This is a genomic window from Mesorhizobium loti CJ3sym, from assembly GCF_000472785.1.
Taxonomy (GTDB): domain Bacteria; phylum Pseudomonadota; class Alphaproteobacteria; order Rhizobiales; family Rhizobiaceae; genus Mesorhizobium; species Mesorhizobium loti_E.
This window is the reverse complement of record NZ_AXAL01000014.1, coordinates 130,186-154,712: the sequence shown is the minus strand read 5'-3', so window position 1 is coordinate 154,712 and position 24,527 is coordinate 130,186. Positions and strand designations below refer to the sequence as shown.

The window sequence follows — 24,527 nt, the reverse complement described above, 5'->3', positions numbered from 1 at the left end:
ATGCGCATCTTCACCGCCTCGCTGGCGACCGAAACCAACACTTTCTCGCCGGTGCCGACCGACCGGGCCTCGTTCGAGATGGCGTTCTATGCCGGGCCGGGCAAGCATCCGGAGACACCGACGCTGTGTTCCTCGCCGATCGTCGCCTTGCGCCGGCGCGCGGCGAAGGAGGGGCTGACCGTGATCGAAGGCACCGCCACCTGGGCGGAACCCGGCGGCCTGGTGCAGCGGCAGACCTATGAGGCGCTGCGCGACGAGATCCTCGACCAGTTGCGGGCAGCGTTACCTGTCGATGCGGTCATCCTCGGCCTGCACGGGGCCATGGTGGCGCAAGGCTATGACGATTGCGAAGGCGATCTGCTGGAATGTGTTCGGGCAATCGTCGGGCCTGGAGTGGTGATCGCTTCCGAGTTCGATCCGCACAGCCATCTGACGCCGAAGCGCGTGTCGGCGTGCGATATCATGGCCTATTTCCTCGAATTCCCGCACACCGATTTCTATGAGCGCGGCGAGCATGTCGTCGAGCTTGGGCTGGCGGCGGCTCGCGGCGAGATCAAGCCTGTCATCTCGACCTTCGACTGCCGCATGATCCAGGTGCTACCGACCAGCCGCGAGCCGATGCGCTCCTTCGTTGATCGCATCAAGGCGCTGCACGGCAAGGACGGCGTGTTGTCGGTCTCGGTCATTCACGGCTTCATGGCGGCCGATGTGCCGGAAATGGGCACGCGCATCCTGGTCGTCACCGACAACGACAAGGCCAAGGGCGATGCATTGGCGGAGCGTCTGGGACGCGAGCTTTACGAGCTGCGCGAAAAGACGGCGATGACGATGCTGAACACCGACGATGGCATCGATCGGGCGCTGACCGTTCACGCTGAAAATCCGGGCAAGCCGGTGGTTATCGCCGACATCTGGGACAATCCCGGCGGCGGCGTCCCCGGTGACGGCACTTTCGTGCTGCGCCGGATGCTGGCGCGGGGCCTGGGCAGATTCGGTGTGGCGACGATCTGGGATCCGATCGCCGTGACCTTCTGCCTGGCAGCCGGCGAGGGCGCCGTCATCGACCTGCGTTTCGGCGGCAAGGCCGGCCCGCAGGCCGGCGAGCCGATCGACGCGCGCGTGCGTGTGCTGAAGGCCGTCAACGAGGGATGGCAGAGCTTCGGGCCGAGCCGGGTGACGCTTGGGCCGACCGCGCAGGTCCGCATCGAGGGCACCGAGGTCGACATCATCCTCAACACCAACCGCACCCAGACTTTCGAGCCGGACATCTTTTCCAACATCGGCGTCGATCCGCTCAGCAAGGACATCCTGCTGATCAAGTCGACCAATCATTTCTACGCCGGCTTCGAGCCGATCGCGGCCGAGATCATCTATGTGACGGCGCCGAGTTCATATCCGAGCAATCCGGCGGTGACGGATTACAGAAAGCTGACACGGCCGGTGTGGCCAAGGGTGGCGGATCCTTGGAAGGGTGCCGAGGGCGACGCTGCCGATCTCCCCCCTCGTGGGGGAGATGACTGGTAGGGCAGAGGGGGGTGCGAAGGATCGCGGCTTCACCGGTCCTGCGGGCAAGAAATCGAACGAAGATCGCAGAGCGCCTCGCGGAGGGGTCGGCGGGACAGCGCGCCCCTCTGGCCCGCCGGCCATCTCCCCCACGAGGGGGGAGATCGGCTAATCAGACCAATCCGCGCTTCACCATCATCGCTTCCGGCGAGGGCATCTTGCCGCGAAACGCCGTGTAAAGCTCCTCGGGATCCTTCGAGCCGCCGGCGGCGTAAATGTTCTTCCTCAAGCGTTCGGCCAGCGCCGGATTGAAGGGATCGCCGGTCTCCTCGAAGGCGGCGAAGGCGTCGGCGTCGAGGACTTCCGACCACATGTAGGAATAGTAGCCGGCCGAGTAGCCGTCACCCGAAAAGACATGGCCGAAATGCGGTGTGCGGTGACGCATCGCGATGGTGTCGGGCATGTCGAGTTTTGCCAACGTTTCGGTTTCGAAACGAAGCGGCTCTGCCGGGGCGTCGGGCCGAGCGTGATAGGCCATGTCCATCAAGGCGGAGGATGTGAATTCGACCGTGGCGAAGCCGGCGCCAAAGGTCCGCGTGGCCAGCATCTTGTCGAGCAGCGCCTTTGGCATCGGCTTGCCGGTCTTGACGTGCAGCGCATGCTTTTCCAGCACCGCCGGCACCGTCAGCCAGTGCTCATAAAGCTGCGAGGGCAGTTCGACGAAATCGCGGCTCACCGCGGTGCCGGCGACCGACGGCCAGGTAACATCGGTCAGCATGCCGTGCAGCGCATGGCCGAATTCATGGAACAGGGTTTTCGCCTCATCGACCGACAGCAGTGCCGGCTCACCTGCCGGCGGCTTGGCGAAATTCATGACGTTGTAGATCACCGGCTTCGAGCCATGGCCGAGCTTGTAGCCGGACTTCAGCGCGCTCATCCAGGCGCCGGAACGCTTCGAGGGCCGCGCGAAGTAATCGGCGAGGAACAGGCCGCGCTCGCTGCCGTCGGCGTTTTTCACCACGAAGACACGCGCGTCGGGGTGCCAGGCGGCAATGCCTTTCTTCTCCTCGAAGGTGATGCCGAACAGTTTGGTCGCCACGTCGAAGCAGGCGTCGATGATGCGGTCGAGCTGCAGGTAGGGTTTCAGCTCGGCCTCATCGAAAGCGAATTTTTCGGCGCGCAACTTCTCCTGGTAGAAGCGCCAGTCCCAGGCGGCGAATTTCTCGTTGCTGCCGGCTTCCGCCGCCAGACGCTCCAATTCCTTCTGGTCTGCGGCGGCCTTTTCCAGCGCCTTTTCCCAGACGGGATCGAGCAGCGCATGCACCGCCTTTGGCGTCTTGGCCATGGTGTCGTCGAGCTTCAGGGCAGCGAAGGAGGCGTAGCCGAGCAGATTTGCCTTTTCGGCGCGCAGCTTCAGCATGTCGCGGACCACGGACGTGTTGTCGGTGGCGCCGCCATTCTGGCCGCGCATGGTGAAGGCGCGGAAGGCGATCTCGCGCAGGTCGCGGCGTTCCGAGAAGGTCGTGAACGGCTCGTAGATCGAGCGCGACAGGGTGACGGCGTAGCGGCCCTTCTGGCCACGCATCTCGGCGGCCTCGGCCATCGAACTCCTGACGAAATCCGGCAAGCCGGCAAGGTCGGCCTCATCAAGGAACAACGCCCAGTCGCGTTCGTCGGCCAGCACGTTCTGGCCGAAGCTGGTGCCGAGCGAGGACAGATCCTCGCTGATCTTGGCCAACCGCTTCTTGCCTTCGGCATCGAGCTTGGCGCCGGAACGGACGAAACCTTTCCAGGTCTTCTCCAGCACCCGCAGGGTCTCGGCATCGAGGCCGAGGCTCTCGCGGCGTTGATAGAGGTCGTCGATGCGGGCAAACAGCTTCTCGTTCATCGAGATCGCCGAGAAATGCCGCGACATTTTTGGCGAGATGTCGCGCTCCAGCGCCTGGATGGTGTCGTTGGTGTAAGCGCCGGCGCGGCACCAGAAGATCGACGACACATGATCGAGCGCCTCGCCGCCAAGCTCCAGCGCTGCAAGCGTGTTCTCGATGGTCGGCGCGTCCGCGTTGGAGGCGATCTCGTCGATCTCGGCCTCATGCGCTTTCAGCGCAGCGTCGAAGACCGGGGAAAAATCGCCGTCACCGATATCGGCAAAATCCGGCAGGCCGAGCGGCCCTTGCCACGCGGTCAGCGGATGGGCGGCGAGATCGACGGCTTTCGTGGAGGGCATGGAGGGTCTTTCGCTGGCGTCAAAGAGGTGGGTGTCACCGATGTAGGGCGCTGCCCGCGGGCTCGCAATATGGCAGTTGGCCGATCCGCTTCAGAAGCCCTCGCAGTTTTCGGCGATAGCCGCTTGCGAGTTGGCGGTGATGCGGTTGTTGGCCACCGCGAAGGTCTCCTGCATAAGGACGTCATTGTCGGGGAAGTCGTAGCAGGCGATCACCGTGGTGACGCCGCCCTCGCTCTTCTCGATCCGGTGGCGGATCGCGGCACCGGCAACAGCGCCTTTCCATTCGTCGAGCGAGGTGATGAACTCCTGCTTGCTCTGGACGACGCCGAGGTCATCGAGTTTGATGCGCACATCATCAGCAAGCAGGTCGGCAAGTTCGGTGCGGTCGGCGACCAGCAGCGCCGAATACCAGCGGCTGATGATGGCGCCATCATCGGCGCGGGCGGCAATGATGGCTACCAGCAGTGCGGCCGCCGTGAAAACGACCGAGCGGACGTTCATCACCTGGCGCACCGCTGCGTTCATTCCAGTACCGGCCGCTCGAAATCGCCGGTCTCCTTGTTCATCACCCAGAGCTCGCCGGTCGAAATGTCGAACCAGGCCCCGTGCAGCGACAGCCGCCCCTTGCCTTCGAGGATCGAGACACAGGGGAAGGTCCTGAGGTTGGCGATGGAATAGCGGATCGAGATGCGTTCAAGCGCAGTCTGGCGCTCCGTTGCCGTCATGAAGGTGCTGGAGGAGACCGTTTCGGCGGCCGGTGCGATCAGGCTCATCCATTTGCCGATGAAGTCGCCGGGGGACAGCGGCGCGGAATTCGGGTCGAGAGCGGCGCGGATGCCGCCGCAGCGGCCGTGGCCCATGACGACGATGTTCTTGACCTTGAGGCTCTGCACGGCGAATTCGAGCGCGGCCGAGGTCGAATGGAACTCGCCGTCCGGCTCGTAGGGCGGCACCAGATTGCCGACATTGCGCAGCACGAAGAGTTCGCCCGGCCCGGCGTCGAAGATCGCTTCGGGGGCCGAGCGCGAATCGCAGCAGGCGACGATCATGGTTTCCGGGGCCTGCCCCTCTCGGGCGAGCTCGCGATAGCGGCCGCTCTCGGTGAGGTAGCGGCCATTCATGAAATTGCGGTAGCCGGCGAGCAGGTGGTCGGGAAGATGAGGCATGGGAGGCTAAGGCCTTTCCAGGTTGGAGGCGGCAGCTCTTTGCGGTCGAGAAAAGGCTCTAACGGCAAAAGCCCGTTACGAGCAATGCAGAATTGTGGGGGCTGACCATAAATGCCATGCGCCAAAGCGGGGTGTCCGCCGACATTGTCATGCCCAGATGGCGATCGGTATGCCAAAACCGTCAGCGCGTGGCGGGTCCGGAAACGGCCTGGCCTTGCCGCTGGCGATGCGGCCGGCGATCAGCATCATGACGGCCGCATCGAGGAAATCATCGGCGGCCGCGCCACGCGGCGGCGGCTGGTCGAGGAAGTCCATGGCATAGCCGTGCCGGCAAAGCAGCGCCTTGCGCTCCGCCATGCCGGCCGGATTGACGCCGCCCTTGATCTTCTTCGGCAATTGCATGGCCTGGTCGCCGTTCAGGCGGCAGAAGGCGACTTCCGGATGCGATTCGAAGACCCGGCCGCGCAGATCGGGACGCGCGATCAGCAATGTGTCGATCTCGCGGATTTTCGAAAAGATGCCAAAGGCCTGGATGGAAACGCCGCGCGGCGGGTCGGATGTGGCCCTGGCCACCTCGCTTGCCCTGCGATGCGCGGCATACCAAGCTTCGACTGTGGTGAAGTCTTGCGTGTCGGCATAGAGCGCGGCGCGGGACGGGATCGAAAAGATGCTGGATTGGCGCGCCCCGAGCAGTGGCCTGACCACGGCCTCCGGTCCGCGGCCGCCTTTGCTGGAGAACTCGGGCAGGCCGATCGGCATGTCGACGGCGACAATCGCATCCTTGGGATTTGCCGCGAGCAGTGCGGCGAAGCTGGCAAAGACCTCGACGGTCGGTCCCATGCCAGGCCCGCGCCGCACGGCGATCCAGCCGGCCTTGCAGCCATCGGCGCCGACCAGCACGATTTCGGTCGAGGTCACGCCCGGCGGTCTCGCCCCGGATGCGTGAGGTGGCGCAGCTGCACCATGGCCATCGGATGCGACAGGCTCTGCGCATCGGTTTCGAGCTGCAACTCGTCGCCGCCGCGTTTTGCCGTGCGCGCCAGGATCTCGTAGACCGCCGCCGTGGTCGACTGCAGCGCCTTGATCGGCGGCTGGCCGGAGAGGATGCGAGCGAGGTAGACGGCGGCCGTGAGATCACCCAGGCCGTTCGGCGGCTTGTCGATCAGGCGGTGCTCGGCGAGCAGCGCCTGGGTGCCGTCGAGCAGCAGATTGCCGGTGCCGCCTGAAATCATCGACTGTGCCGAGGTGACCAGCATCGTCGACGGTCCGGCATGGAGTGCCGCCGAGATCACCGATTTCAGGTCCGGCAAGGGAACGCCGGCCATCCATTCCAGCTCATAGCGGTTGGGGGTGGCGATGTCGGCAATCGGCATCAGCAGGTCGCGCATGGCGGCGGCGGTCGGCTCGGGCACGTAGAGGCCACCGGAATCGCCCATCACCGGATCGCAGATATAGATGGCGTCCGGCGTTCTGGCCTTCACCGCGGCGACCAGCGAGGCGACGGCCTCGGCCTGGCCGGCTTCGCCGAGATAGCCCGACAGCACGGCGCCGACCTCGCCCAGCCATGGCGCACGCTCCAAATCGGCCATCAGCGCCTTGAACTGGTCGAGCGGCGGCACGATGCGCGTCGCCCGACCATGGCCGGGATGCCAGGGCAGCGTGACCGTGGGCACCGCCCAGACCGGAAAGCCCAGCGTTTCCAGCGCAAACACAGCGGCACGGTTGCCGACCGAACCGCGCACGACATGGCTGGAAATGACGATGACCGCACGCGGCGCGTCGGTTTGCTCGGCGCTCATTGTTCTTTGATTCCTAACTGCCCCGGATGACGTAAAGCACGAGCCAGACCATCAGGCCCAGCGTCAGAAGCAGGCCGAGTGTTCGGCCAATGCGGGTGCCCCAGATTTCGATCGGATCGTCGCGGTCGGCATCGGCCGCGGAGACGTGGTCGCGCACGCCTTTCGTGGTCCGCGCCACAAACGAGGTACCGGACGGATCCGTTTCGCGCGCGACGCGCTCGAGGATACGGCGCGATTCCCTGTCGCTGTCCTGGCGTTCCGCCATGATGATGTCCCGTTTTGATCGGACCTTATCGCTTTCGCGCGGCCAATCACAGGGCCTTGCGAGGCGCGGGGCATTCCGGGCCGGCCGTTGCCGCCCGAAGCCGTTTTCTTGCGCGCCGATTGTGGTAATGCTTCGCATGCAACTTCTGCCGAGGGATCCCATCATGCTTGCCCAGCGCCTTGCTCGACCATCGACATTCCGCACGCTGCCCGCCTTCCTGATGATGGCAATCGTGCTGCCGCTGCTTGCCGGCTGCGGCTACAACACGATCCCGACGGCGGAGGAAAACGCCAAGGCGGCATGGAGCGAGGTGCTGAACCAGTACCAGCGCCGCGCCGACCTCATTCCCAACCTGGTCGAGACGGTCAAAGGCTATGCCGCGCATGAAAAGGACACGCTCGACGCGGTGGTCGAGGCGCGCGCCAAGGCGACGCAGATCACGGTGACGCCGGAAACGCTGAAGGATCCCGAAGCGCTCAAGAAGTTCCAGGATGCCCAGGCCGGGCTGACCAGCGCGCTGTCACGGCTGATCGCCGTGTCCGAGGCCTACCCCGATCTCAAGGCCAACCAGAATTTCCTGGCGCTGCAGGCGCAGCTCGAGGGCACCGAGAACCGCATCGCGGTAGCGCGGCGCGACTACATCCAGGCGGTCAGGGACTACAATCTGACACTGAAGACCTTCCCGTCGGTGCTGTGGGCGACCTTCTGGTTCCGCAGCAATGAGCCCTACGCAAATTTCACCGTCGACGAAGACAAGATGCAGCCGCCGAAGGTCGATTTCGGTACGAAGCAGGGCGGGTGAGCGTCGACAGTCGTTGGAATAAATCCCGCGAAAAGACGGACCGCTGGCGTGCAAACACCCCCCTCTGTCCTGCCGGACATCTCCCCCTCAAGGGGGGAGATCGGCCGTGGTCCAAGCTTTCGCCAATTTTCAACCTCTCAAAATGAGAGCCGGCAGCGCCGCCGCCAATCTCCCCCCTTGAGGGGGAGATGTCCGGTAGGACAGAGAGGGGGGCCTCGCGTTTACCTCACCTTTCTTGGCCTTCTTGCCTGCATCCTTTCCCTGCCCCTAACCGCCTTCGCCGCCGATCTCCCGGCGCTCACCGGCCGCGTCGTCGACAATGCCGGCATTATCGATGCCGCGACCGAGGCGGCGCTGACGCAAAAGCTTGCCGACTTCGAGAAAAAGGATTCCGACCAGATCGTCGTCGCCACTGTCCCCAGCCTCGACGGCGAGGAGATCGAACCCTATGCCACCCGGCTGTTCCGCTTGTGGAAACTCGGCCAGGCGAAGGAGAACAACGGCGTGCTGTTGCTGGTGGCGCTGAACGATCGCAAGATGCGCATCGAGGTCGGCTATGGGCTGGAAGGCACGCTCACCAATCTGCAGAGCAAGCGGATCATCGAAAACGATATGGTGCCGGCCTTCCGTGCCGGCGATTTCTCCGGCGGCATTTCCAAAGCCGTTGACGATATTGTCATAGTGCTGGAAGGCGGCAGGTGACGACATGACCGCTTGCATAACCAGCTTCTCCCGGCACAGCCGTTACGTGACCCTGACAGCCGCTGCCTTGCTGGCCATGGCGGTCTTGCTCGTCGGCTTCACAGCTCTCGCCGCCGACCTGCCGGCGCTCACGGGGCGCGTCGTAGACAATGCCGGCATCATCGATGTCGAGACCAAGGCGGCGCTGACGCAGAAGCTGGCTGACTTCGAGACTAAGGGCTCCGACCAGATCGTCGTCGCCACCATCCCCAGCCTCGACGGCGAGGAGATCGAACCCTACGCCAACCGGCTGTTCCGGGCCTGGAAGCTCGGCCAGGCGAAGGAGAATAACGGCGTGTTGCTGCTGGTCGTGCCGAACGACCACAAGATGCGCATCGAGGTCGGCTATGGGCTGGAAGGCACGTTGACCGACCTGCACACCAAGCTGATCATCGAAAACGACATGGTGCCGGCCTTCCGCGCCGGTGATTTCTCCGGCGGCATCTCCAAGGCCGTCGACGACATGGTGATGGTGCTGGAAGGCAATCCGGAAGAGCTGATAGCGCGCGGCGAGCGCAATCAGCAGCCGCCGGTCAACACCGACAATCTGTTCTTCAGCGTCTTCATCGGCATATGGGTCATTATCTTCTTCGGTAGCGTTGCGATCAGCGTGCTCTGGCCGAAGTTCGGCCGCAAGATCGGTCCCGGGCGCTACATCTGGCTTGGCACGACGTTACAGATGGGCGGCGGGTCGTCCCGATCAGGGAGTTCCGGCGGCGGTTGGTCATCGGGTGGCGGTGGTGGTGGCTTTTCCGGCGGTGGCGGTTCGTCCGGTGGCGGCGGCTCTTCGGGCAGTTGGTGATCTCATGACAATCCTTGCGATGGAACCGTTCAAATCCTCTCGTTTGGCAGCGACAATCGGCGCTGTGCTGATAGCTTTGACGGTTCTGCTCTTCGGATTTGCCGCCTTCGCCGCCGACCTTCCCGCCCTGACCGGTCGTGTCGTCGACGATGCCGGCATCATCGACGACGCCACCAAGGCTGCGCTGACGCAGAAGCTTGCCGATTTCGAGAAAAAGGGCTCCGACCAGATCGTCGTCGCCACGATCCCCAGCCTCGATGGCGAGGAGATCGAGCCCTATGCCAACCGGCTGTTCCGCTTCTGGAAGCTCGGCCAGGCCGGCGAGAACAACGGCGTGCTTTTGCTGGTTGCCAAGAACGACCACAAGATGCGCATCGAGGTCGGCTACGGGCTGGAAGGCACGCTGACCGATCTACACACCAAGCTGATCATCGAAAACGACATGGTGCCGGCCTTCCGCGCCGGCGATTTCTCCGGCGGCATCTCCAAGGCCGTCGACGACATGGTCATGGTGCTGCAAGGCAATCCGGAGGAGCTGGAAGCGCGCGGCAAGCGCAATCCGTCGCATGCCGCTCCGATGGATCCCATCGTCGCGGCGTTCCTGATCCTGTGGGCGACGATGTTCTTTGGCGGACTTGGGATGGCATTCCTGCCGCCGATGTTCGGCACAAAGCTGTCGCCGGGCGTGTACAAATGGCTGGGCATGACGTTTCGTTACGGCCGGGGGCCAAGCGGGTCATCCTCGGGTTCCAGTGGCTGGACATCCAGTTCGTCAAGCAGCAGCTGGTCGTCGGGAAGCTCCAGCAGTGGCTGGTCGTCGGGGTCGAGCAGCGGTGGCGGCGGGTTTTCGGGTGGCGGCGGCTCGTCCGGCGGTGGCGGTTCTTCAGGAAGCTGGTGAGACAAGATCATGGCAACACGACCGATCAGCCCGCAAGATCATGAGCGCATCGCCGCTGCGATCCGCACCGCCGAGGCCAAAACCGACGGCGAGATCTACTGCGTGGTGGCGCACGCCAGCGACGGCTATTTCGCCCCCGCGGCCCTGATGGCGACGCTTGGCATGCTGATCGTCAGTCTCGCCGTCGCCTATGGGCTGGAGGCATGGTGGCTCACCATCCGCCTGCCGCATTTCGTCATCGCCGAGCTTCTGGCGCTGGCTTGCGTGCTGGCCCTGTTGTGGGCGCTGCCCGGCCTGCGTATTCACATGGCGCCGAGACGGATGCGCTATCAGGCGGCACATGCCAATGCGGTCAAGCAGTTCCTAGCCCGCAACGTCCACCGCACCACGGCGCGCACCGGCGTGCTGGTCTTCGTCTCGATCGCCGAGCGCTATGCCGAGGTGGTCGCCGATGCGGGCATCGACGCCAAAGTCGGCCAGCATGTCTGGGACGGTGTGGTGCGCGATTTGACGGCGCATGCCGGCGATGACCGGCTTGCCGACGGCTTCGTCAAGGCGATCGAGCAGGTGGGGGCGGTTCTGGCCGAGCATTTCCCGGTCACGTCGGGCGACACCAACGAGCTCGACGACCACCTCGTCGAAATCTGAGAGCTTGCCGGCAGGCGCCACTTAGCCGGCTCCACCCGATGTCAGCAGTGTCATGATCGCCTGTGAGAAAGCAGCCGACGAGCCGCCCGGACTCTTGCAATCGGCCGACGCGGGTTTATGGTTAACAAATCATGAATACGCTGACGATCGACATCCGCAAAGCCGACCCGCGCGACGCTGAGGCCATCGCCGAAGTGCACCTGGAAGCGTGGCGCGGCGCTTATTCCGGCATCATTCCGCACCGTACACTGACATCGATGATCAACCGCCGCGGCGCCGACTGGTGGGCGAATGCGATTCGCCGCGCCGCCACCGTTCTGGTGGTCGAGATCGGCGGCACGATCGCCGGCTATGCGACAATCGGCAAGAACCGGGCCCGGGAGCTCAAGCAGCAGGGCGAGATCTACGAATTGTACCTGCGCCCGGAATATCAGGGCATCGGCCTCGGCCGGCGGCTGTTTTCGGCAGCCAAAGCGCGTCTTGCCGATCATGGCCTGAAAGGCATGGTGGTGTGGGCGCTGGAAGACAACCAGAACGCGCTGGCCTTCTACGCCGGTGCCGGCGGCCGTGATGTGGCGGAAGGCGTCGAGATCTTCGAGCAGAAGGCGCTGAAGAAGGTTGCTTTCGTCTGGGAATGACCGTTGAGCGATGATCGCCGAGGCCAAGGCCGATACGCCGTGCGTATCCCGGTGAAATCACGACGCTGAAACATCTTGTGCTGATGATTGAACGAGTCTGATACCATCGGGTCTCGCCTGACGGGCGTGAACACCATTCGCCGCATTGCGCCATTGTGCGCCGCCCGCTATCTCCTCTCAATCGAGAGAGGGACAAAGCCATGCGCATTGAAGCCATAGCCATCGGAAAGAATCCGCCTGAGGACATCAACGTCATCATCGAAGTGCCGATCGGCGGCGAGCCGATCAAGTACGAGATGGACAAGGAAGCCGGCACGCTGTTCGTCGACCGCTTCCTGCACACCTCGATGCGCTACCCCGGCAATTACGGCTTCGTGCCGCACACGCTGTCGGGCGATGGCGATCCGATCGACGTGCTGGTCTGCAACACGCGCGCGCTGGTGCCGGGCTGCGTCATCAACGTCCGGCCGATCGGCGTGCTGGTGATGGAAGACAATGCCGGCCAGGACGAAAAGGTCATCGCCGTGCCGTCACCGAAGCTGACACTGCGCTACGAGAACGTCACCGAATACACGCAACTGCCCGACATCACGCGCCAGCAGGTGCAGCACTTCTTCGAGCACTACAAGGATCTCGAGCCCGGCAAATGGGTCAAGATCGAAGGCTGGCACGATTCCAAATATGCCAAGAAGATGATCGTCGACGCGATCGCGCGGGCGAAGGCGGCTAAGTAGCGCTCAGTTATCGACCCGCCCAAAGGGCGGCACATTGCCGATGACGGTGTGCCGGTCCTTGCCGCAGGCGAAGGTGCGCGCCTTCTCGTCGGCGAGCTTGCGTGCCTGATCGTTGGCCTGTGGGTTGCCGGTGGCCAGCACCAGGCCAACGGTGCAGCCATCGCGGGCATCCATCTGTGCGACCTTGGCAACGAGCAGCACGTCCGTCGATTTCTTCTCATCCTCGGGATTGCTGACCGTGCGGCGGTGGATGACCGCGAAGGGCACGGCCTTGTCGCCGGTCGTTTCGATGCGCCATTCGATCTTGCCACCGGATGAGTTGAAGGCGGAAAAACTCTCCCACGCTGACATCATGTCGTCGCCGGGCGGAAACCCGTAGAACAGCGACTCACGGTCGTCGTCATAGGCGATCAGCACGGGATAGCCGCGATAGCCGGAGCAGGCGAGATCGGCCCAGTCGCCGTCGCTTTCTCCGGCCTGCGCATAGGTCACGCAGTCCTTCTTCGAGTCGAGGTCGGTGTAGGCGCTTGATATGTCGCCGGCATGAGCCGCCTGGCAGAGACCGGCGAGAGTGAGCGGGATCAACAGGCTGCGCATGGCGGACCTCTGGTTCGGGCCGGAGCAGCGTACCGCCAATCGCTATTTCTTCAAGCTTGCTTCGATCAGCAGATCGGCGTTCGTCGCCACAGACTGGGCCGGACCGCCAAGGCCGAACAGCTGGCCGCTGATATAGGCGCCCTCGATCAGGAGCAGCAGGCCGTCGCCCAGAGTGTCGGCGTCGTCAGCGCCCATAGCAGCCGCCATGGCCCGCAGGCGGCGGCGCAGTTCCTGCTTGTTGGCCTCGCTGACCACGCGCGCCGGATGGGTGTGTTCGGGATATTCGACAGCCGCATTGGTCATACCGCAGCCGCGGTACTCGGCCACTTGCGTGCGCTTGCCGATGCGGGTCAGGAAAGCCTTGATCTGGGCGCGCGGGTCGCCGGGATGGGCGTTTACCGCCTCGTCGAAACGCTCCCAGTATTCAAGATCGTATTGCCGGAGGTAGGAAGCGGCCAATTCGTCCTTGGAGGGAAAGCTGCGGTAGAGGCTGGGCTTGGTGACGCCGGCGCGCTTGACGATCTCGTCGACGCCTATCGCCCTGATGCCCCGTCGATAAAACAGGTCATAGGCGACATCGAGGATTTTCTTGGCGGCCTTGGGCGGCGCCGATGCATGATCATCGCTGATGGTCAGTTCAATATTTTTGTCGGTTGGCATGGTGTAACTCGATTGACGTGTACCGATCGGTACGTGTAGATGTTCTCACCCTGCAACGTACCGGTCAGTAACATGATAACTCAATCCCGCCCCTTTGGCCAGCGCTACGCTTTCGTGGTGGTCGGTGTCATCTTTCTTTGCCTGCTGGTCGCGGCCGGGCTTCGCTCCGCCCCCTCGGTCATGATGCTGCCGCTTGAAAACAGCTTCGGCTGGCGGCGCGACGTCATCTCGCTGGCCGCCGGCGTCGGCATCCTGCTCTATGGCCTGACCGGTCCATTCGCCGCCGCGCTGATGGAAAGGATCGGGCTGCGCCGCACGCTGCTTGCCTCGCTGGTGATCATGTCGGGCTCGACGGCGCTCAGCCTGCTGATGACCAAGCCCTGGCATCTCTTCATCACTTGGGGCGTCTTCTCGGGCATTGGCTCCGGCGCCGTCGCCAGCGTGCTTGGCGCCACCATCGTCAATCGCTGGTTCAAGACCAATCGCGGTCTCGTCATGGGGCTGATGTCGGCCTCCAGCGCGTCGGGCATGCTGGTGTTCCTGCCGCTGATCGCCGCGTTGGCGCAATCGGGCGGCTGGCGGCCGGTTGCCATTGCGGTCGCAGTCGCCACGGCGGCCATGATACCGTTCGTCTGGCTGCTGGTGCCGGAGCGGCCGGGCTCGATCGGCATGGTGCGTTATGGGGCCGATGCCGATGACGTGCCGCCGACATCGCCGGCATCGCAAGGCAATTTCCTGGCACATACGCTCAACACGTTGCGCCGCGCCGCCGGCACAAGAGTGTTCTGGTATCTGTTCGCCACCTTTTTCGTCTGCGGCTTCACCACCAACGGCCTGGTCGGCACGCATCTGATCGCCTTCTGTGGCGACATGGGCATCGGCGAGGTGCAGGCCGCCGGTCTGTTGTCGATGATGGGCATTTTCGACCTGATCGGCACGACGCTGTCGGGCTGGCTCACCGACCGTTTCGACCCACGCAAGCTGCTCGGCGTCTACTATGCCATCCGCGGCCTATCGCTGATCTACCTGCCCTATTCCGGCTTCTCGGCGACCAGCCTGATCATCTTCGCGGTGCTCTACGGCCTCGACTGGATCGCCACCGTGCCGCCGACGCTGCGGCTCGCCAACGAGGCATTCGGCGACCGCAGCGGACCGATCGTGTTCGGCTGGATCGTTGCAGGCCATCAGGTGGGTGCGGCCACCGCGGCTGCCTTCGGCGGCACCATGCGCGAGCTGCAGGGCAATTACGAGCTGGCCTTCCTGATCGCAGGCATGACGGCGATCGCCGCTGCCTGTATCTCGCTGCTAATCAATACCAGCCGGCCGGCGTTCGATCCGGAGCCGCAGGCCGCATAGCGGCTGAAATTACGATCGAAGGCGATCTGACGGCAGTCAGGTCGCCTTTCCGTTTCAGGGAGCATCTACGATTGCGTCAAACGGCAAACGGGGCTGACGCCAGTCAATCCGGGTAGCAGATCATCGGAATGTTCGGCCACACCGCGCTGTCGCAGTTGGCACTGACTTGCCTCTGCTTGAAGGCGGTGCTGACCGGTCCCGTCACCATGGGGTCAACGCCATCAGGCGCATCGGCAAAGGCCTGCTCGGCGGTCTGGGTGTCGGACTGCGCAACAGCACGCGCGCCCTTCTGTGTCGCGGCAGCAGACTGGGCGGCGTTGACCGCCAGCAGGACGGCAAAGGCGGCGGACGCAATGAGGGGCCAAAATCGGTTGAGTCTATCGGTCATGATGGTCGAACTGCCCGGGACCTGAATGGTTCCCGCCTTGGTTAACAAAATCATCTCACACGCAGATGCTTAAGATTTGATGAGTATTTGGTGTCGCGCGTCCCCTTTCGCAACTGCGAAAAACCCTGTATGAGCCGCGCAACCGAAAGAGGCAGCGCCTTTGGCCTGCTGCCTGCAACGCTTCCGAGACCAGAACATGAAAATTCGTAATATCGCGATCATCGCGCACGTCGACCATGGAAAAACCACCCTCGTCGACCAGTTGCTCCGGCAATCCGGCTCCTTCCGCGACAATCAGCGCGTCGCCGAACGCGCCATGGATTCCAACGACCTCGAAAAGGAACGCGGCATCACCATCCTGGCTAAGGCGACCTCGGTCGACTGGAAGGATACGCGCATCAACATCGTTGACACACCCGGCCACGCCGATTTCGGCGGCGAGGTCGAGCGCATCCTGTCGATGGTGGATTCGGCCATTGTGCTGGTCGACGCCGCCGAAGGCCCGATGCCGCAGACCAAATTCGTCGTAGGCAAGGCGCTCAAGGTCGGCCTGAAGCCGATCGTCGTCATCAACAAGATCGACCGTCCGGACGCCCGCCATGTCGAGGTCGTCAACGAGGTGTTCGACCTGTTTGCAGCGCTCGACGCCACCGACGAGCAGCTCGACTTCCCAATCCTTTACGGCTCAGGCCGCGATGGCTGGGTCTCCGAGAACCCGGAGGGCCCGAAGGATCAGGGCCTGGCGCCGCTGTTCGACCTGGTCATCAAGCATGTCCCGGAGCCGACGGTTCATCCCGGCCCGTTCCGCATGATCGGTACCATCCTGGAAGCCAACCCCTTCCTCGGCCGCATCATCACCGGCCGCATCGAATCCGGCACGCTGAAGGCCAACCAGGCGGTCAAGGTGCTGCATCATGACGGCACACAGATCGAAACCGGCCGCATCTCGAAGATCCTTGCCTTCCGTGGCCTCGAACGGCAGCCGATCGAGGAAGCCCAGGCGGGCGACATCGTCGCCATTGCTGGCCTGTCGAAGGGCACCGTCGCCGACACGTTCTGCGACATGGCGGTGACCGAGGCGCTGCATGCGCAGCCGATCGACCCGCCGACCGTGACAATGTCCTTCCTCGTCAACGATTCACCGCTCGCCGGCACCGAAGGCGACAAGGTGACCAGCCGCGTCATCCGCGACCGCCTGCTGCGCGAGGCCGAAGGCAATGTCGCGCTGAAGATCGAGGAATCGCCCGACAAGGATTCGTTCTTCGTCTCCGGCCGCGGTGAATTGCAGCTCGCGGTGCTGATCGAGACCATGCGCCGCGAAGGCTTTGAAATCGCCGTGTCGCGTCCGCGCGTCGTCATGCAGAAGGGCGAGAACGGCGAATTAATGGAGCCGGTCGAGGAGGTCGTCATCGACGTCGACGAGGAGCATGCCGGCGTCGTTGTGCAGAAGATGTCGGAGCGCAAAGCCGAGATGGTCGAACTGCGCCCGTCCGGCGGCAACCGCCAGCGCATCGTCTTCCACGCGCCAACGCGCGGCCTGATCGGCTACCAGTCGGAACTGTTGACCGACACGCGCGGCACCGCGGTGATGAACCGGCTGTTCCACGCCTACGAGCCCTACAAGGGCGAACTGCCCGGCCGCACCAATGGCGTGCTGATCTCCAACGAGCAGGGCGAAGCGGTGGCCTACGCCATGTGGAACCTGGAAGACCGTGGCCCGATGGTCATCGATCCGGGTGTCAAGGTCTATCAGGGCATGATCATCGGCATCCATTCCCGCGACAACGACCTCGAAGTGAACGTGCTTAAGGGCAAGAAGCTGACCAACATCCGCGCTGCCGGCAAGGATGAGGCGGTCAAGCTCACCCCGCCGATCCGCATGACGCTGGAACGCGCACTGGCCTGGATCCAGGACGACGAACTGGTCGAGGTGACGCCGAAGACCATCCGCCTGCGCAAGCTCTATCTCGATCCCAACGAGCGCAAGCGCTTCGAGAAGTCGGCCAAGGTGGTCGGCGCGGCGTAATTTTCTGACTTCTGATTGCTTACGAGAGGGGCGGAGCAGCTGATACTTCGCCCCTCTCTTGTTTACCCGCCGGCCGAGCGGATGATGGCTTCGTGGTCCGGCTCGCCGGCCAGATCGACGCGGACCGTCATTCCCGCGCGGGCCGGCTTTCGCAATGCCTTGGCGCCGTCCGGATCGACCACCAGCAGGCGCCGTTCCTCCAGCACCTGAAGCCGCGAGCGCGAAATGCCGAGTTCACTGGCTAGCAAGCGGTCGAGCCGGAGTGATGTCGGCATTTCCAGCCCAAGCTGGAGTTCCAGCGCCGCGCTTTCCCTGGTGCCGCCGAGCACCCGTTTTTGCACGACGACATCGGGAAACTCCTCGAGACGCCCCACCCGATTTCGCAGGGCGATGACATCGAAGGCATGGCGCCGCGCCAGCCCCGGGTCATTGCTCTCGAGCGCCTGCAGCAGCGCCGGTTCGATGTCGCGGCGATTGCAGCGTTCGAAAATGCCGAAATTCCAGGAATTGTCGCAGTCGACGCAACGATAGATCAGCCAGACGTCTATGCGCTTGCCGTTGGCGTTGACGCGAAATTTTCCGCTGCAGCGATAAGCCTTCACAGTGCCGCAGCGATTGCAGTTGATCAGCGGTTGAGGAGCGATTTCGGGCGCAATCGCCCAGTGGATGCGCAGGGTAGAAGACATGCCGGTAAGCCCTTCCCGTCGGGAAGTTCATCAGGCCGGCGATGTCGAGATGCCCATGCGGGCGCGGCGTGGCGGTAGGCTGCGGAGATGGCGAAGTCAGGTGCCGCTGGCGGAAAGCGCGCGACAACGGTTCAGCAGTGCCAAACCGGTCTCGAACCGCCGCCCAGAAGAACACATGAACATGAAGCAGGCACCACGAATGCGGCGCCATCAGGTGTGTCGGGGGAGTTGACGAGACCGGCGGTTACTGGGGCAAAGTGAAGCTCGAAATTGTTTCGCGGCGGGTCTTCTAGCGGGGAGATGTCGAACCGACAAGCGTTTTTGTCGGCGCTACCGCAGCTCAACCGCTTGCGCTAATGTCAGGCCTCAAACGTTGTCGGACAGAGTTCCCCACCATGCATCTCACCTCACTGCTGATTTTCGCCGCCGCCCTGTTTGTTGCCGCCGGTTCGCCCGGCCCTTCGATCGCCGCACTCGTTGCACGTGTCATCTCGAAAGGCTTTCGCGACGTGTTTCCGTTCCTGCTCGCCATGTGGATCGGCGAGGGCATCTGGCTGTCGCTGGCGGTGTTCGGCCTGGCCGTGGTGGCGCAGACTTTTCACTTCGCCTTCGTTGTCGTGAAATGGGTGGGTGTCGCCTATCTAGCTTACCTCGCCTGGAAGATGTGGACGGCACCTGTCGATGCGAAAGAGGGCGAGATGCCACGCGAGGATTCGGCGATAAAGCTGTTTTTCGCCGGCATGGCGGTGACGCTCGGCAACCCCAAGATCATGATGTTCTACCTGGCGCTGCTGCCGACCATCATCGACCTTGCTTCCGTCAGCATTGTCGGCTGGGTCGAGCTGACGGCGACCATGGCGGTGGTTTTGATCGCCATCGATCTCGCCTGGGTGCTCGCCGCCTCGCAGGCGCGTAAGCTGTTGAAGAGCAAGCGCGCCATGAAGATCGCCAACCGGATCAGCGCCACGACGATGGCAGGTGCCGCGGCGGCTATCGCGGCGCGATCCTAAGCCTCACCTTGCCATGGCGTGGTATTCGTCGTTCGGGCGCATGTCGATTGCCGCGGCCACCCGGTTCGACATGTTGAAGAAGGCTGCTGTCGAGGCGATGTCCCAGATGTCGCGGTCGGAGAAACCGGCCTGACGCAGGGCGGCCCGGTCGGCCTCGACGATCTTAGCCGGCTCCTCAGTCAGCTTGACCGCGAATTCGAGCATTGCCGCTTGCCTCTGTGACAGCGCGGCGGCGCGGAAATTCATCACCATCATTTCGCCGAGCGCCGGGTCGCCGGACAGTTGGCGCACCGCCGCGCCATGCGCGGTCAGGCAATAGTAGCAATGGTTGATGGAGGAGACGACGACCGCGATCATTTCGCGCTCGAGCTTCGACAGGCCGGACTCCCCCAGCATCAGATCATTGTACATATCGGTGAAGGCGCGCAGCTTCTTGTCGTCGAAGGCGTAGGCCTTGAGCACGTTGGGAACGAGGCCGAGCTTCTCCTCGCATTTGGCGAAATAGGTTTTCGTCGCGTCGCTCAGCTCTCCTGAGGCCAGATCAAGCGCTGAAATCTTGCCGGTCATGGGTCACTTCTCCTCTTTGGGCACTGCCTTGCCGCCGAATTCCGATAATTCTTGGCAAGCCGTCAAACCTTTGTCGCCAAACAGCGGTCATCTGCTACGATAGTCGTAAAAGCATTCGACGGGAGGGAATAGCGTCATGGCCAGCGTGAAATCCGCAGCTAAGCCAAAGAAAAAAGCCACATCCGCGACAAAGACGGAGGAAAAGCCAGCCAGGCTTGCCGATTATCTGCTCGCCCGCGCGCCCTCCGAAGACATCGCCACCTATGACGCGGCCGCCCTCGAACGCGCCGCCGATCTCGCCGGCCAAGCGGTCGCCGGCCACAAGAAGGGCGAGTGCGTCGTTGCCGTCGATGCCGATTCGGGCGTCACCCGCGAGGGCCGGCCGGTGACGGTCATCACCGTCGTCAACGACAACATGCCGTTCCTGTTCGATTCCATCCTCGGCGAGATCACCGAGACATCAGGCGAACCGACGCTGGTCACGCATCCGGTCATCACCGTTCGCCACGGCAAGCGCGGTGTCGAGGAAATCCTCGGCGACGGCAATTTCGCCAAGGACGACGGCAATCACGACCGGCTGAGCGTCATCCACGTCCATATCCCGCGGCTGACGGCGGAGGCGGCGAACGGCTTGACCGGGCGGCTGCGCAAGATGCTCGGCCAGGTTCACGCCGCAGTCAACGACTGGCGGCCGATGCTGGCCAGGCTTGACCAGGCGATTTCGGAGTTTCGCTATTCGGCGGTGCCGCTCGACAAGAAGAGCGTGGCCGAGGCGATCGCCTTCCTGGAATGGCTGCGCGACGACAATTTCACCTTCCTCGGCATGCGCGAATTCAAATACACCGGCGGCGAGGAAAGCGGCAATCTGGAGCGCGCCGACAAGCCCGGCCTCGGCATCCTGTCCGATCCCGACGTGCTGGTGCTGCGGCGCGGCACTGAAGCGGTGACGACGACGCCCGAGATCCGCGCCTTCCTGCATGGGCCGGAGCCGCTGATCGTCACCAAGGCCAATGCCAAGTCTTCCGTGCACCGCCGCATCTATCTCGATTATATCGGCGTCAAGACCTATACACCCAAGGGTACGCTTGCCGGCGAACTGCGCATCGTCGGCCTGTTCACCTCGACCGCCTACACGCGTTCGGTGATGAAGATCCCGTATCTCCGGTCCAAGGCCGAAACCATCATCGCCAAGTCCGGCTTCGACCGGCACGACCACTCCGGCAAGGCGCTGATCAACGTGCTGGAAAGCTATCCGCGCGACGAATTGTTCCAGGTGCCGGTGCCGATCCTGCGCAAGCACGCCGCAGCCATCCTCGGCCTGGTCGAGCGGCCGCGCGTGCGGGCGCTGGTGCGCGCCGACCAGTTCGACCGCTTCGTCTCGATCCTCGTCTTCGTGCCGCGTGACCGCTATGACAGCGTCGTGCGCGAGAAGATCGGCGCCTATCTGAAAACCGTGTTCGAGGGCCGGCTGTCGGCCTACTACCCGGCCTTCCCGGAAGGCGGGCTGGCGCGCGTGCATTTCATCATTGGCCGCTCCGGTGGCAAGACGCCGAAGGTCGAGCAGGCGACCATCGAGGCGGCGATACGCGACATCGTGCGCACCTGGGAGGATGCCCTTTCCGACGCGGCGGACGCCGATGGCGGGGACCAGGCGTTGACGGCCATCGCCGCGCGGCTGCCTGAAAGCTACCGCGATTCGTTCAGCGCGGCGGTGGCGCTGACTGATGCCGGGCGCATCGCCAAGATCAACGCCGATAATCCGATCGCCATCGACTATTATCGCCATGCCGAGCAGAAGCCGCATCAGGCGGCGCTGAAGATCTATCACCATGGCAGCCCGGTGGCGCTGTCGCGGCGCGTGCCGGTGCTGGAAAACATCGGCTTCCGCGTCATCAGCGAGCGCACGTTCGAGGTCGGCGACGAGCAGTCCGGCCTGGTCTTCATCCATGACATGGAGCTGGAGAACAGCTACGGCAAACCGATCGACCTGACCGATGGCGGCGCGCTGTTCGAGGACGCGTTCCTGTCGGTCTGGCGCGGCGAGATCGACAATGACGGCTATAACGGCCTTGCCCAGACCGCCGGCCTTTGGTCCGGCGAGATCACCATCTTGCGCGCCTATGGCCGCTATCTGCAGCAGGTCGGCATCCCGCAAAGCCAGGATTTCATCGCAGCAGCGCTCAACCGCTATCCCGACATCGCGCGCGGCCTGCACGCGCTGTTCATCGCAAGGCTTGGCCCGACGGCCGAGGGCGAAGGCGTGGTGGCGGCCAAACATCTCAAGGCCAAGATCAAGGACGCGCTGGAAGATGTGCCCAACATCGATGACGACACCATCATCCGCCGCTACCTCAATCTGATCGAGGCCTCGCTGCGCACCAATCATTTCGTTGCCGATACGAAACAGAAGGGCCAGTCACTGGCGATCAAACTCGATTCGCATGCGGTCGAGGGATTGCCGGCGCCACGGCCATGGCGCGAGATTTTCGTCTACGGTTCCGAGGTCGAAGGCCTGCATCTGCGCTTCGGCCCAGTGGCGCGCGGCGGCCTGCGCTGGTCGGACCGCGCCCAGGACTACCGCACCGAGGTGCTCGGCCTGGTTAAGGCGCAGCAGGTCAAGAACGCCGTCATCGTGCCGGTCGGCGCCAAGGGCGGCTTCTTCCCCAAGCGCCTGCCGGCAGGCGGCAGCCGCGACGCGATATTCGAGGCCGGCACCTCGGCCTACAAGAATTTCGTCTCCAGCCTGTTGTCGATCACCGACAATATCGGGCTGGACGGTGTCATTCCACCAGCCGGCGTCATCAGGCGCGACCCTGATGATCCCTATTTCGTCGTTGCCGCAGACAAGGGCACGGCGACCTTCTCCGACACCGCCAACGCCATCTCGGAGAAGCATGGCTTCTGGCTCGACGATGCCTTCGCCAGCGGTGGCTCGGCCGGCTACGACCACAAGAAGATGGGCATCACCGCCAAGGGCGCCTGGGAAGCGGTCAAGCGGCATTTCCGCGAGATCAACCGCGACATCCAGACCTCGCCCTTCACCGTCGTCGGTGTCGGCGACATGTCCGGCGACGTGTTCGGCAATGGCATGCTGTTGTCGCCGAAAACGAGGCTGATCGCCGCCTTCGACCATCGCGACATCTTCATCGATCCCGATCCGGATATGGCGGCCTCGATGGCCGAGCGCGAGCGCATGTTCGCTCTGCCGCGTTCGAGCTGGCAGGATTACGACAAGACCAAGCTGTCGGAAGGCGGCGTGATCGTCTCGCGCAGCCAGAAGTCGATCACCTTGCCGACAGCGGCAGCAGCCGCGATTGGCTTGGCCAAGACAACCGCCACGCCGGTCGAGATCATGACCGCCATCCTCAAGGCGCCGGTCGACCTTCTGTGGTTCGGCGGCATCGGCACGTATCTCAGGGCTTCGACCGAGACCAATGCCGAGGTCGGCGACCGTGCCAACGACGCCATCCGCATCACCGCGCTCGACGTGCGCGCCAAGGTGATCGGCGAGGGCGCCAATCTCGGCGTCACGCAGCGCGCGCGCATCGAGTTCGGCCTGAATGGTGGGCGCTGCAATTCCGACGCCATCGACAATTCGGGCGGCGTCAACTGTTCCGACGTCGAGGTCAACATCAAGATCGCGCTGGCGTCGGCCATGCGCAAGGGGTCGCTGACGCGCCCGGCGCGCAACAAGCTGCTGGCGGAGATGACCGAGGAGGTCGGCGGACTCGTCCTGTCCAACAATTTCGAGCAAACGCTGGCGCTTTCGATCGCGCGCAAGCGCGGTTTGGCCGACATCGCGCATCAGAGCCGTTTCATGACGGCGCTGGAAGCACGCGGCCTGCTAGATCGTGTGGTCGAGACGCTGCCGTCGCCGGCCGCCCTTGCCGAGCGCGAGGCGCGCGGCGAGCCGCTGACCCGGGCCGAGCTCGGCGTGTTGCTCGCCTATGCCAAGATCGTGCTGTTTTCCGACATCGTCGCCAGCGACGTGCCTGACGATGCGCATTTCGACCGCGACCTGATGGGCTATTTCCCCGACCGCATGGCGAAGAAATACGCCACCGAGATCCACGGCCACCGGCTGCGCCGCGAGATCATCGCCCGCGTCGTCGCCAACGATTTGGTCAATCGCGGCGGCCCATCCTTCGTCAACCGGCTGCAGGAAGCCACGGGGCGCACCGCCGCCGACGTGGTGCGCACCTTCGCCGTGGTTCGTGATGGCTTTGCGCTGCCGGCGCTCTATCTCGAGATCGACGCGCTCGACAACCAGATCGACGGCCAGGTGCAGCTCGATCTCTACCAGATGGTCAGCCGGCTGATCTACGTCACCAGCGGCTGGTATCTGAAGAACGATGCCGGGACGGCACCGCTCGGCCAGCGCATCGCCGAACTGCAGGACGCGCGCAAGGCGCTGGAGCCGAAGCTCGCTTCGCTGCTGCCGGCGTTTTCGCGGGAGCGGATCGAGGAGAAGCGGCATGGGCTGTTCAAGGCCGGCGCGCCGGAAAGGCTCGCCGAGCAGCTGGCGCTGAGCGAGGTGGCGGAACTCATTCCCGACATCGCGCTGACGGCGCGTACGGCCGGTGCCGACATCGTCGCCGCAGCCAGGGCGTTCTTTGCGGTCAGCGATGCCTTCCGCATTCCCCGCGTCGAGGATGCGGCACGCTCGATCACGCCGTCGGACTATTATGATCAGCTCGCTTTGTCCCGAGCCACCGACACGATCGGCGCAGCGCGGCGCGGAATTGCGGTCGCAGCACTCACCAGCCATGCCAAGACGGCGGACCCGGTGGCGGCGTGGCTGGAGGCAGGCGGCGAGCGGGTGGCGCGCATCCGCGAGCGGCTGCAGGCGCTGACTGAAGGCGGCGACATCACCGTGTCACGGCTGTCGGTGGCGTCCGGTTTGATGAGCGATCTGACAGGGATGTAGCGGTTTGACCAGAGGCCATCGGGCGAGCGTCGGGCGACAAGTCAGCTGGGTGTTCCTTGTGGCCGCTCGGCTTGAGATGATGAACCA

The 24,527-nt window shown here is 63.8% G+C and carries 22 protein-coding genes and 1 pseudogene; 12 read left to right on the top strand and 11 right to left on the bottom strand.

The features are described 5' to 3' along the window. Complete coding sequence (locus tag A3A9_RS39165) at positions 1 to 1,524, top strand: M81 family metallopeptidase (RefSeq protein WP_051371048.1); 1,524 nt, start codon at positions 1 to 3, stop codon at positions 1,522 to 1,524. 151 nt (positions 1,525 to 1,675) lie between these two features. Here A3A9_RS39165 and A3A9_RS0120585 read toward each other — a convergent pair whose 3' ends face one another. From A3A9_RS0120585 to A3A9_RS0120560, 6 genes are all read right to left on the bottom strand, one after another. Further along, positions 1,676 to 3,730 carry a M3 family metallopeptidase gene (locus A3A9_RS0120585; protein ID WP_027060459.1) on the bottom strand — a complete coding sequence of 685 codons (2,055 nt, stop codon included), beginning with the start codon at positions 3,728 to 3,730 and terminating at the stop codon, positions 1,676 to 1,678. 90 nt (positions 3,731 to 3,820) lie between these two features. Further along, a complete protein-coding gene (locus A3A9_RS0120580) occupies positions 3,821 to 4,255 on the bottom strand; it encodes a hypothetical protein (protein WP_027060458.1) in 435 nt (144 codons plus the stop codon). After that, positions 4,252 to 4,896: a carbonic anhydrase gene (locus tag A3A9_RS0120575; RefSeq protein WP_027060457.1), complete on the bottom strand. Its 645-nt coding sequence runs from the start codon at positions 4,894 to 4,896 to the stop codon at positions 4,252 to 4,254. The genes A3A9_RS0120580 and A3A9_RS0120575 overlap by 4 nt, the downstream gene beginning before the upstream one ends. Before the next feature lie 147 nt (positions 4,897 to 5,043). After that, positions 5,044 to 5,814, bottom strand: a complete 771-nt coding sequence (locus A3A9_RS0120570; RefSeq protein ID WP_027060456.1) for a DUF429 domain-containing protein — start codon at positions 5,812 to 5,814, stop codon at positions 5,044 to 5,046. Further along, positions 5,811 to 6,695 (bottom strand): pyridoxal kinase PdxY, encoded by an 885-nt coding sequence (gene pdxY, locus A3A9_RS0120565; RefSeq protein WP_027060455.1) that lies wholly within the window; start codon positions 6,693 to 6,695, stop codon positions 5,811 to 5,813. Before pdxY ends, A3A9_RS0120570 begins: the two co-directional genes overlap by 4 nt. Before the next feature lie 13 nt (positions 6,696 to 6,708). Further along, positions 6,709 to 6,960 (bottom strand): hypothetical protein, encoded by a 252-nt coding sequence (locus A3A9_RS0120560; protein ID WP_027060454.1) that lies wholly within the window; start codon positions 6,958 to 6,960, stop codon positions 6,709 to 6,711. A gap of 163 nt (positions 6,961 to 7,123) precedes the next feature. On the opposite strand from A3A9_RS0120560, the gene A3A9_RS0120555 reads away from it, so the two are divergent. From A3A9_RS0120555 to ppa, 7 genes and pseudogenes are all read left to right on the top strand, one after another. Next, a complete protein-coding gene (locus A3A9_RS0120555; RefSeq protein ID WP_027031770.1) occupies positions 7,124 to 7,762 on the top strand; it encodes a LemA family protein in 639 nt (212 codons plus the stop codon). Positions 7,763 to 8,014: 252 nt separating this feature from the next. Then, positions 8,015 to 8,455, top strand: a pseudogene (locus A3A9_RS39160) (TPM domain-containing protein); the annotation flags it as partial. Between the two features lie 85 nt (positions 8,456 to 8,540). After that, positions 8,541 to 9,305, top strand: coding sequence for a TPM domain-containing protein (locus A3A9_RS0120545; protein ID WP_245279089.1), 765 nt, complete (start codon positions 8,541 to 8,543; stop codon positions 9,303 to 9,305). Positions 9,306 to 9,324: 19 nt separating this feature from the next. Beyond that, entirely contained in the window at positions 9,325 to 10,203 is an 879-nt protein-coding gene (locus A3A9_RS0120540; RefSeq protein WP_033838688.1) for a TPM domain-containing protein, read from the top strand. A 9-nt stretch (positions 10,204 to 10,212) separates the two neighbouring features. Then, positions 10,213 to 10,851: a TPM domain-containing protein gene (locus A3A9_RS0120535; RefSeq protein WP_027060451.1), complete on the top strand. Its 639-nt coding sequence runs from the start codon at positions 10,213 to 10,215 to the stop codon at positions 10,849 to 10,851. A 131-nt stretch (positions 10,852 to 10,982) separates the two neighbouring features. Beyond that, positions 10,983 to 11,489 carry a GNAT family N-acetyltransferase gene (locus tag A3A9_RS0120530; protein WP_027031766.1) on the top strand — a complete coding sequence of 169 codons (507 nt, stop codon included), beginning with the start codon at positions 10,983 to 10,985 and terminating at the stop codon, positions 11,487 to 11,489. A 200-nt stretch (positions 11,490 to 11,689) separates the two neighbouring features. Further along, a complete protein-coding gene (ppa, locus tag A3A9_RS0120525) occupies positions 11,690 to 12,223 on the top strand; it encodes an inorganic diphosphatase (RefSeq protein WP_027031765.1) in 534 nt (177 codons plus the stop codon). A 3-nt stretch (positions 12,224 to 12,226) separates the two neighbouring features. Here the strand turns inward: ppa and A3A9_RS0120520 are convergent, their stop codons facing one another. Both A3A9_RS0120520 and A3A9_RS0120515 read right to left on the bottom strand, forming a co-directional pair. Continuing rightward, positions 12,227 to 12,820 (bottom strand): hypothetical protein, encoded by a 594-nt coding sequence (locus tag A3A9_RS0120520; protein ID WP_027060450.1) that lies wholly within the window; start codon positions 12,818 to 12,820, stop codon positions 12,227 to 12,229. 42 nt (positions 12,821 to 12,862) lie between these two features. Continuing rightward, the gene (locus A3A9_RS0120515) at positions 12,863 to 13,480 is read right to left on the bottom strand and encodes a TetR/AcrR family transcriptional regulator (protein ID WP_027060449.1); all 618 of its coding nucleotides are present in this window, start codon (positions 13,478 to 13,480) and stop codon (positions 12,863 to 12,865) included. A 72-nt stretch (positions 13,481 to 13,552) separates the two neighbouring features. Here A3A9_RS0120515 and A3A9_RS0120510 point away from each other — a divergent pair, with 72 nt between their 5' ends. Beyond that, complete coding sequence (locus A3A9_RS0120510) at positions 13,553 to 14,836, top strand: MFS transporter (protein ID WP_027060448.1); 1,284 nt, start codon at positions 13,553 to 13,555, stop codon at positions 14,834 to 14,836. 103 nt (positions 14,837 to 14,939) lie between these two features. Here the strand turns inward: A3A9_RS0120510 and A3A9_RS0120505 are convergent, their stop codons facing one another. After that, positions 14,940 to 15,224, bottom strand: coding sequence for a hypothetical protein (locus A3A9_RS0120505; RefSeq protein WP_245279086.1), 285 nt, complete (start codon positions 15,222 to 15,224; stop codon positions 14,940 to 14,942). Positions 15,225 to 15,420: 196 nt separating this feature from the next. Between A3A9_RS0120505 and typA the strand changes: the two genes are divergently transcribed. Then, positions 15,421 to 17,250 (top strand): translational GTPase TypA, encoded by a 1,830-nt coding sequence (typA, locus tag A3A9_RS0120500; protein ID WP_027060446.1) that lies wholly within the window; start codon positions 15,421 to 15,423, stop codon positions 17,248 to 17,250. Between the two features lie 62 nt (positions 17,251 to 17,312). Here the strand turns inward: typA and A3A9_RS0120495 are convergent, their stop codons facing one another. Next, complete coding sequence (locus tag A3A9_RS0120495; protein ID WP_027060445.1) at positions 17,313 to 17,936, bottom strand: DUF1062 domain-containing protein; 624 nt, start codon at positions 17,934 to 17,936, stop codon at positions 17,313 to 17,315. A 395-nt stretch (positions 17,937 to 18,331) separates the two neighbouring features. Here A3A9_RS0120495 and A3A9_RS0120490 point away from each other — a divergent pair, with 395 nt between their 5' ends. After that, complete coding sequence (locus tag A3A9_RS0120490) at positions 18,332 to 18,946, top strand: LysE family translocator (RefSeq protein WP_027060444.1); 615 nt, start codon at positions 18,332 to 18,334, stop codon at positions 18,944 to 18,946. Positions 18,947 to 18,949: 3 nt separating this feature from the next. Here A3A9_RS0120490 and A3A9_RS0120485 read toward each other — a convergent pair whose 3' ends face one another. Next, on the bottom strand, positions 18,950 to 19,513 hold the full coding sequence (locus tag A3A9_RS0120485) for a peroxidase-related enzyme (protein ID WP_027060443.1): 564 nt from the start codon (positions 19,511 to 19,513) through the stop codon (positions 18,950 to 18,952). 136 nt (positions 19,514 to 19,649) lie between these two features. Here A3A9_RS0120485 and A3A9_RS0120480 point away from each other — a divergent pair, with 136 nt between their 5' ends. Further along, the gene (locus A3A9_RS0120480) at positions 19,650 to 24,440 is read left to right on the top strand and encodes an NAD-glutamate dehydrogenase (protein ID WP_027060442.1); all 4,791 of its coding nucleotides are present in this window, start codon (positions 19,650 to 19,652) and stop codon (positions 24,438 to 24,440) included. The last annotated feature ends 87 nt before the right edge of the window (positions 24,441 to 24,527 follow it).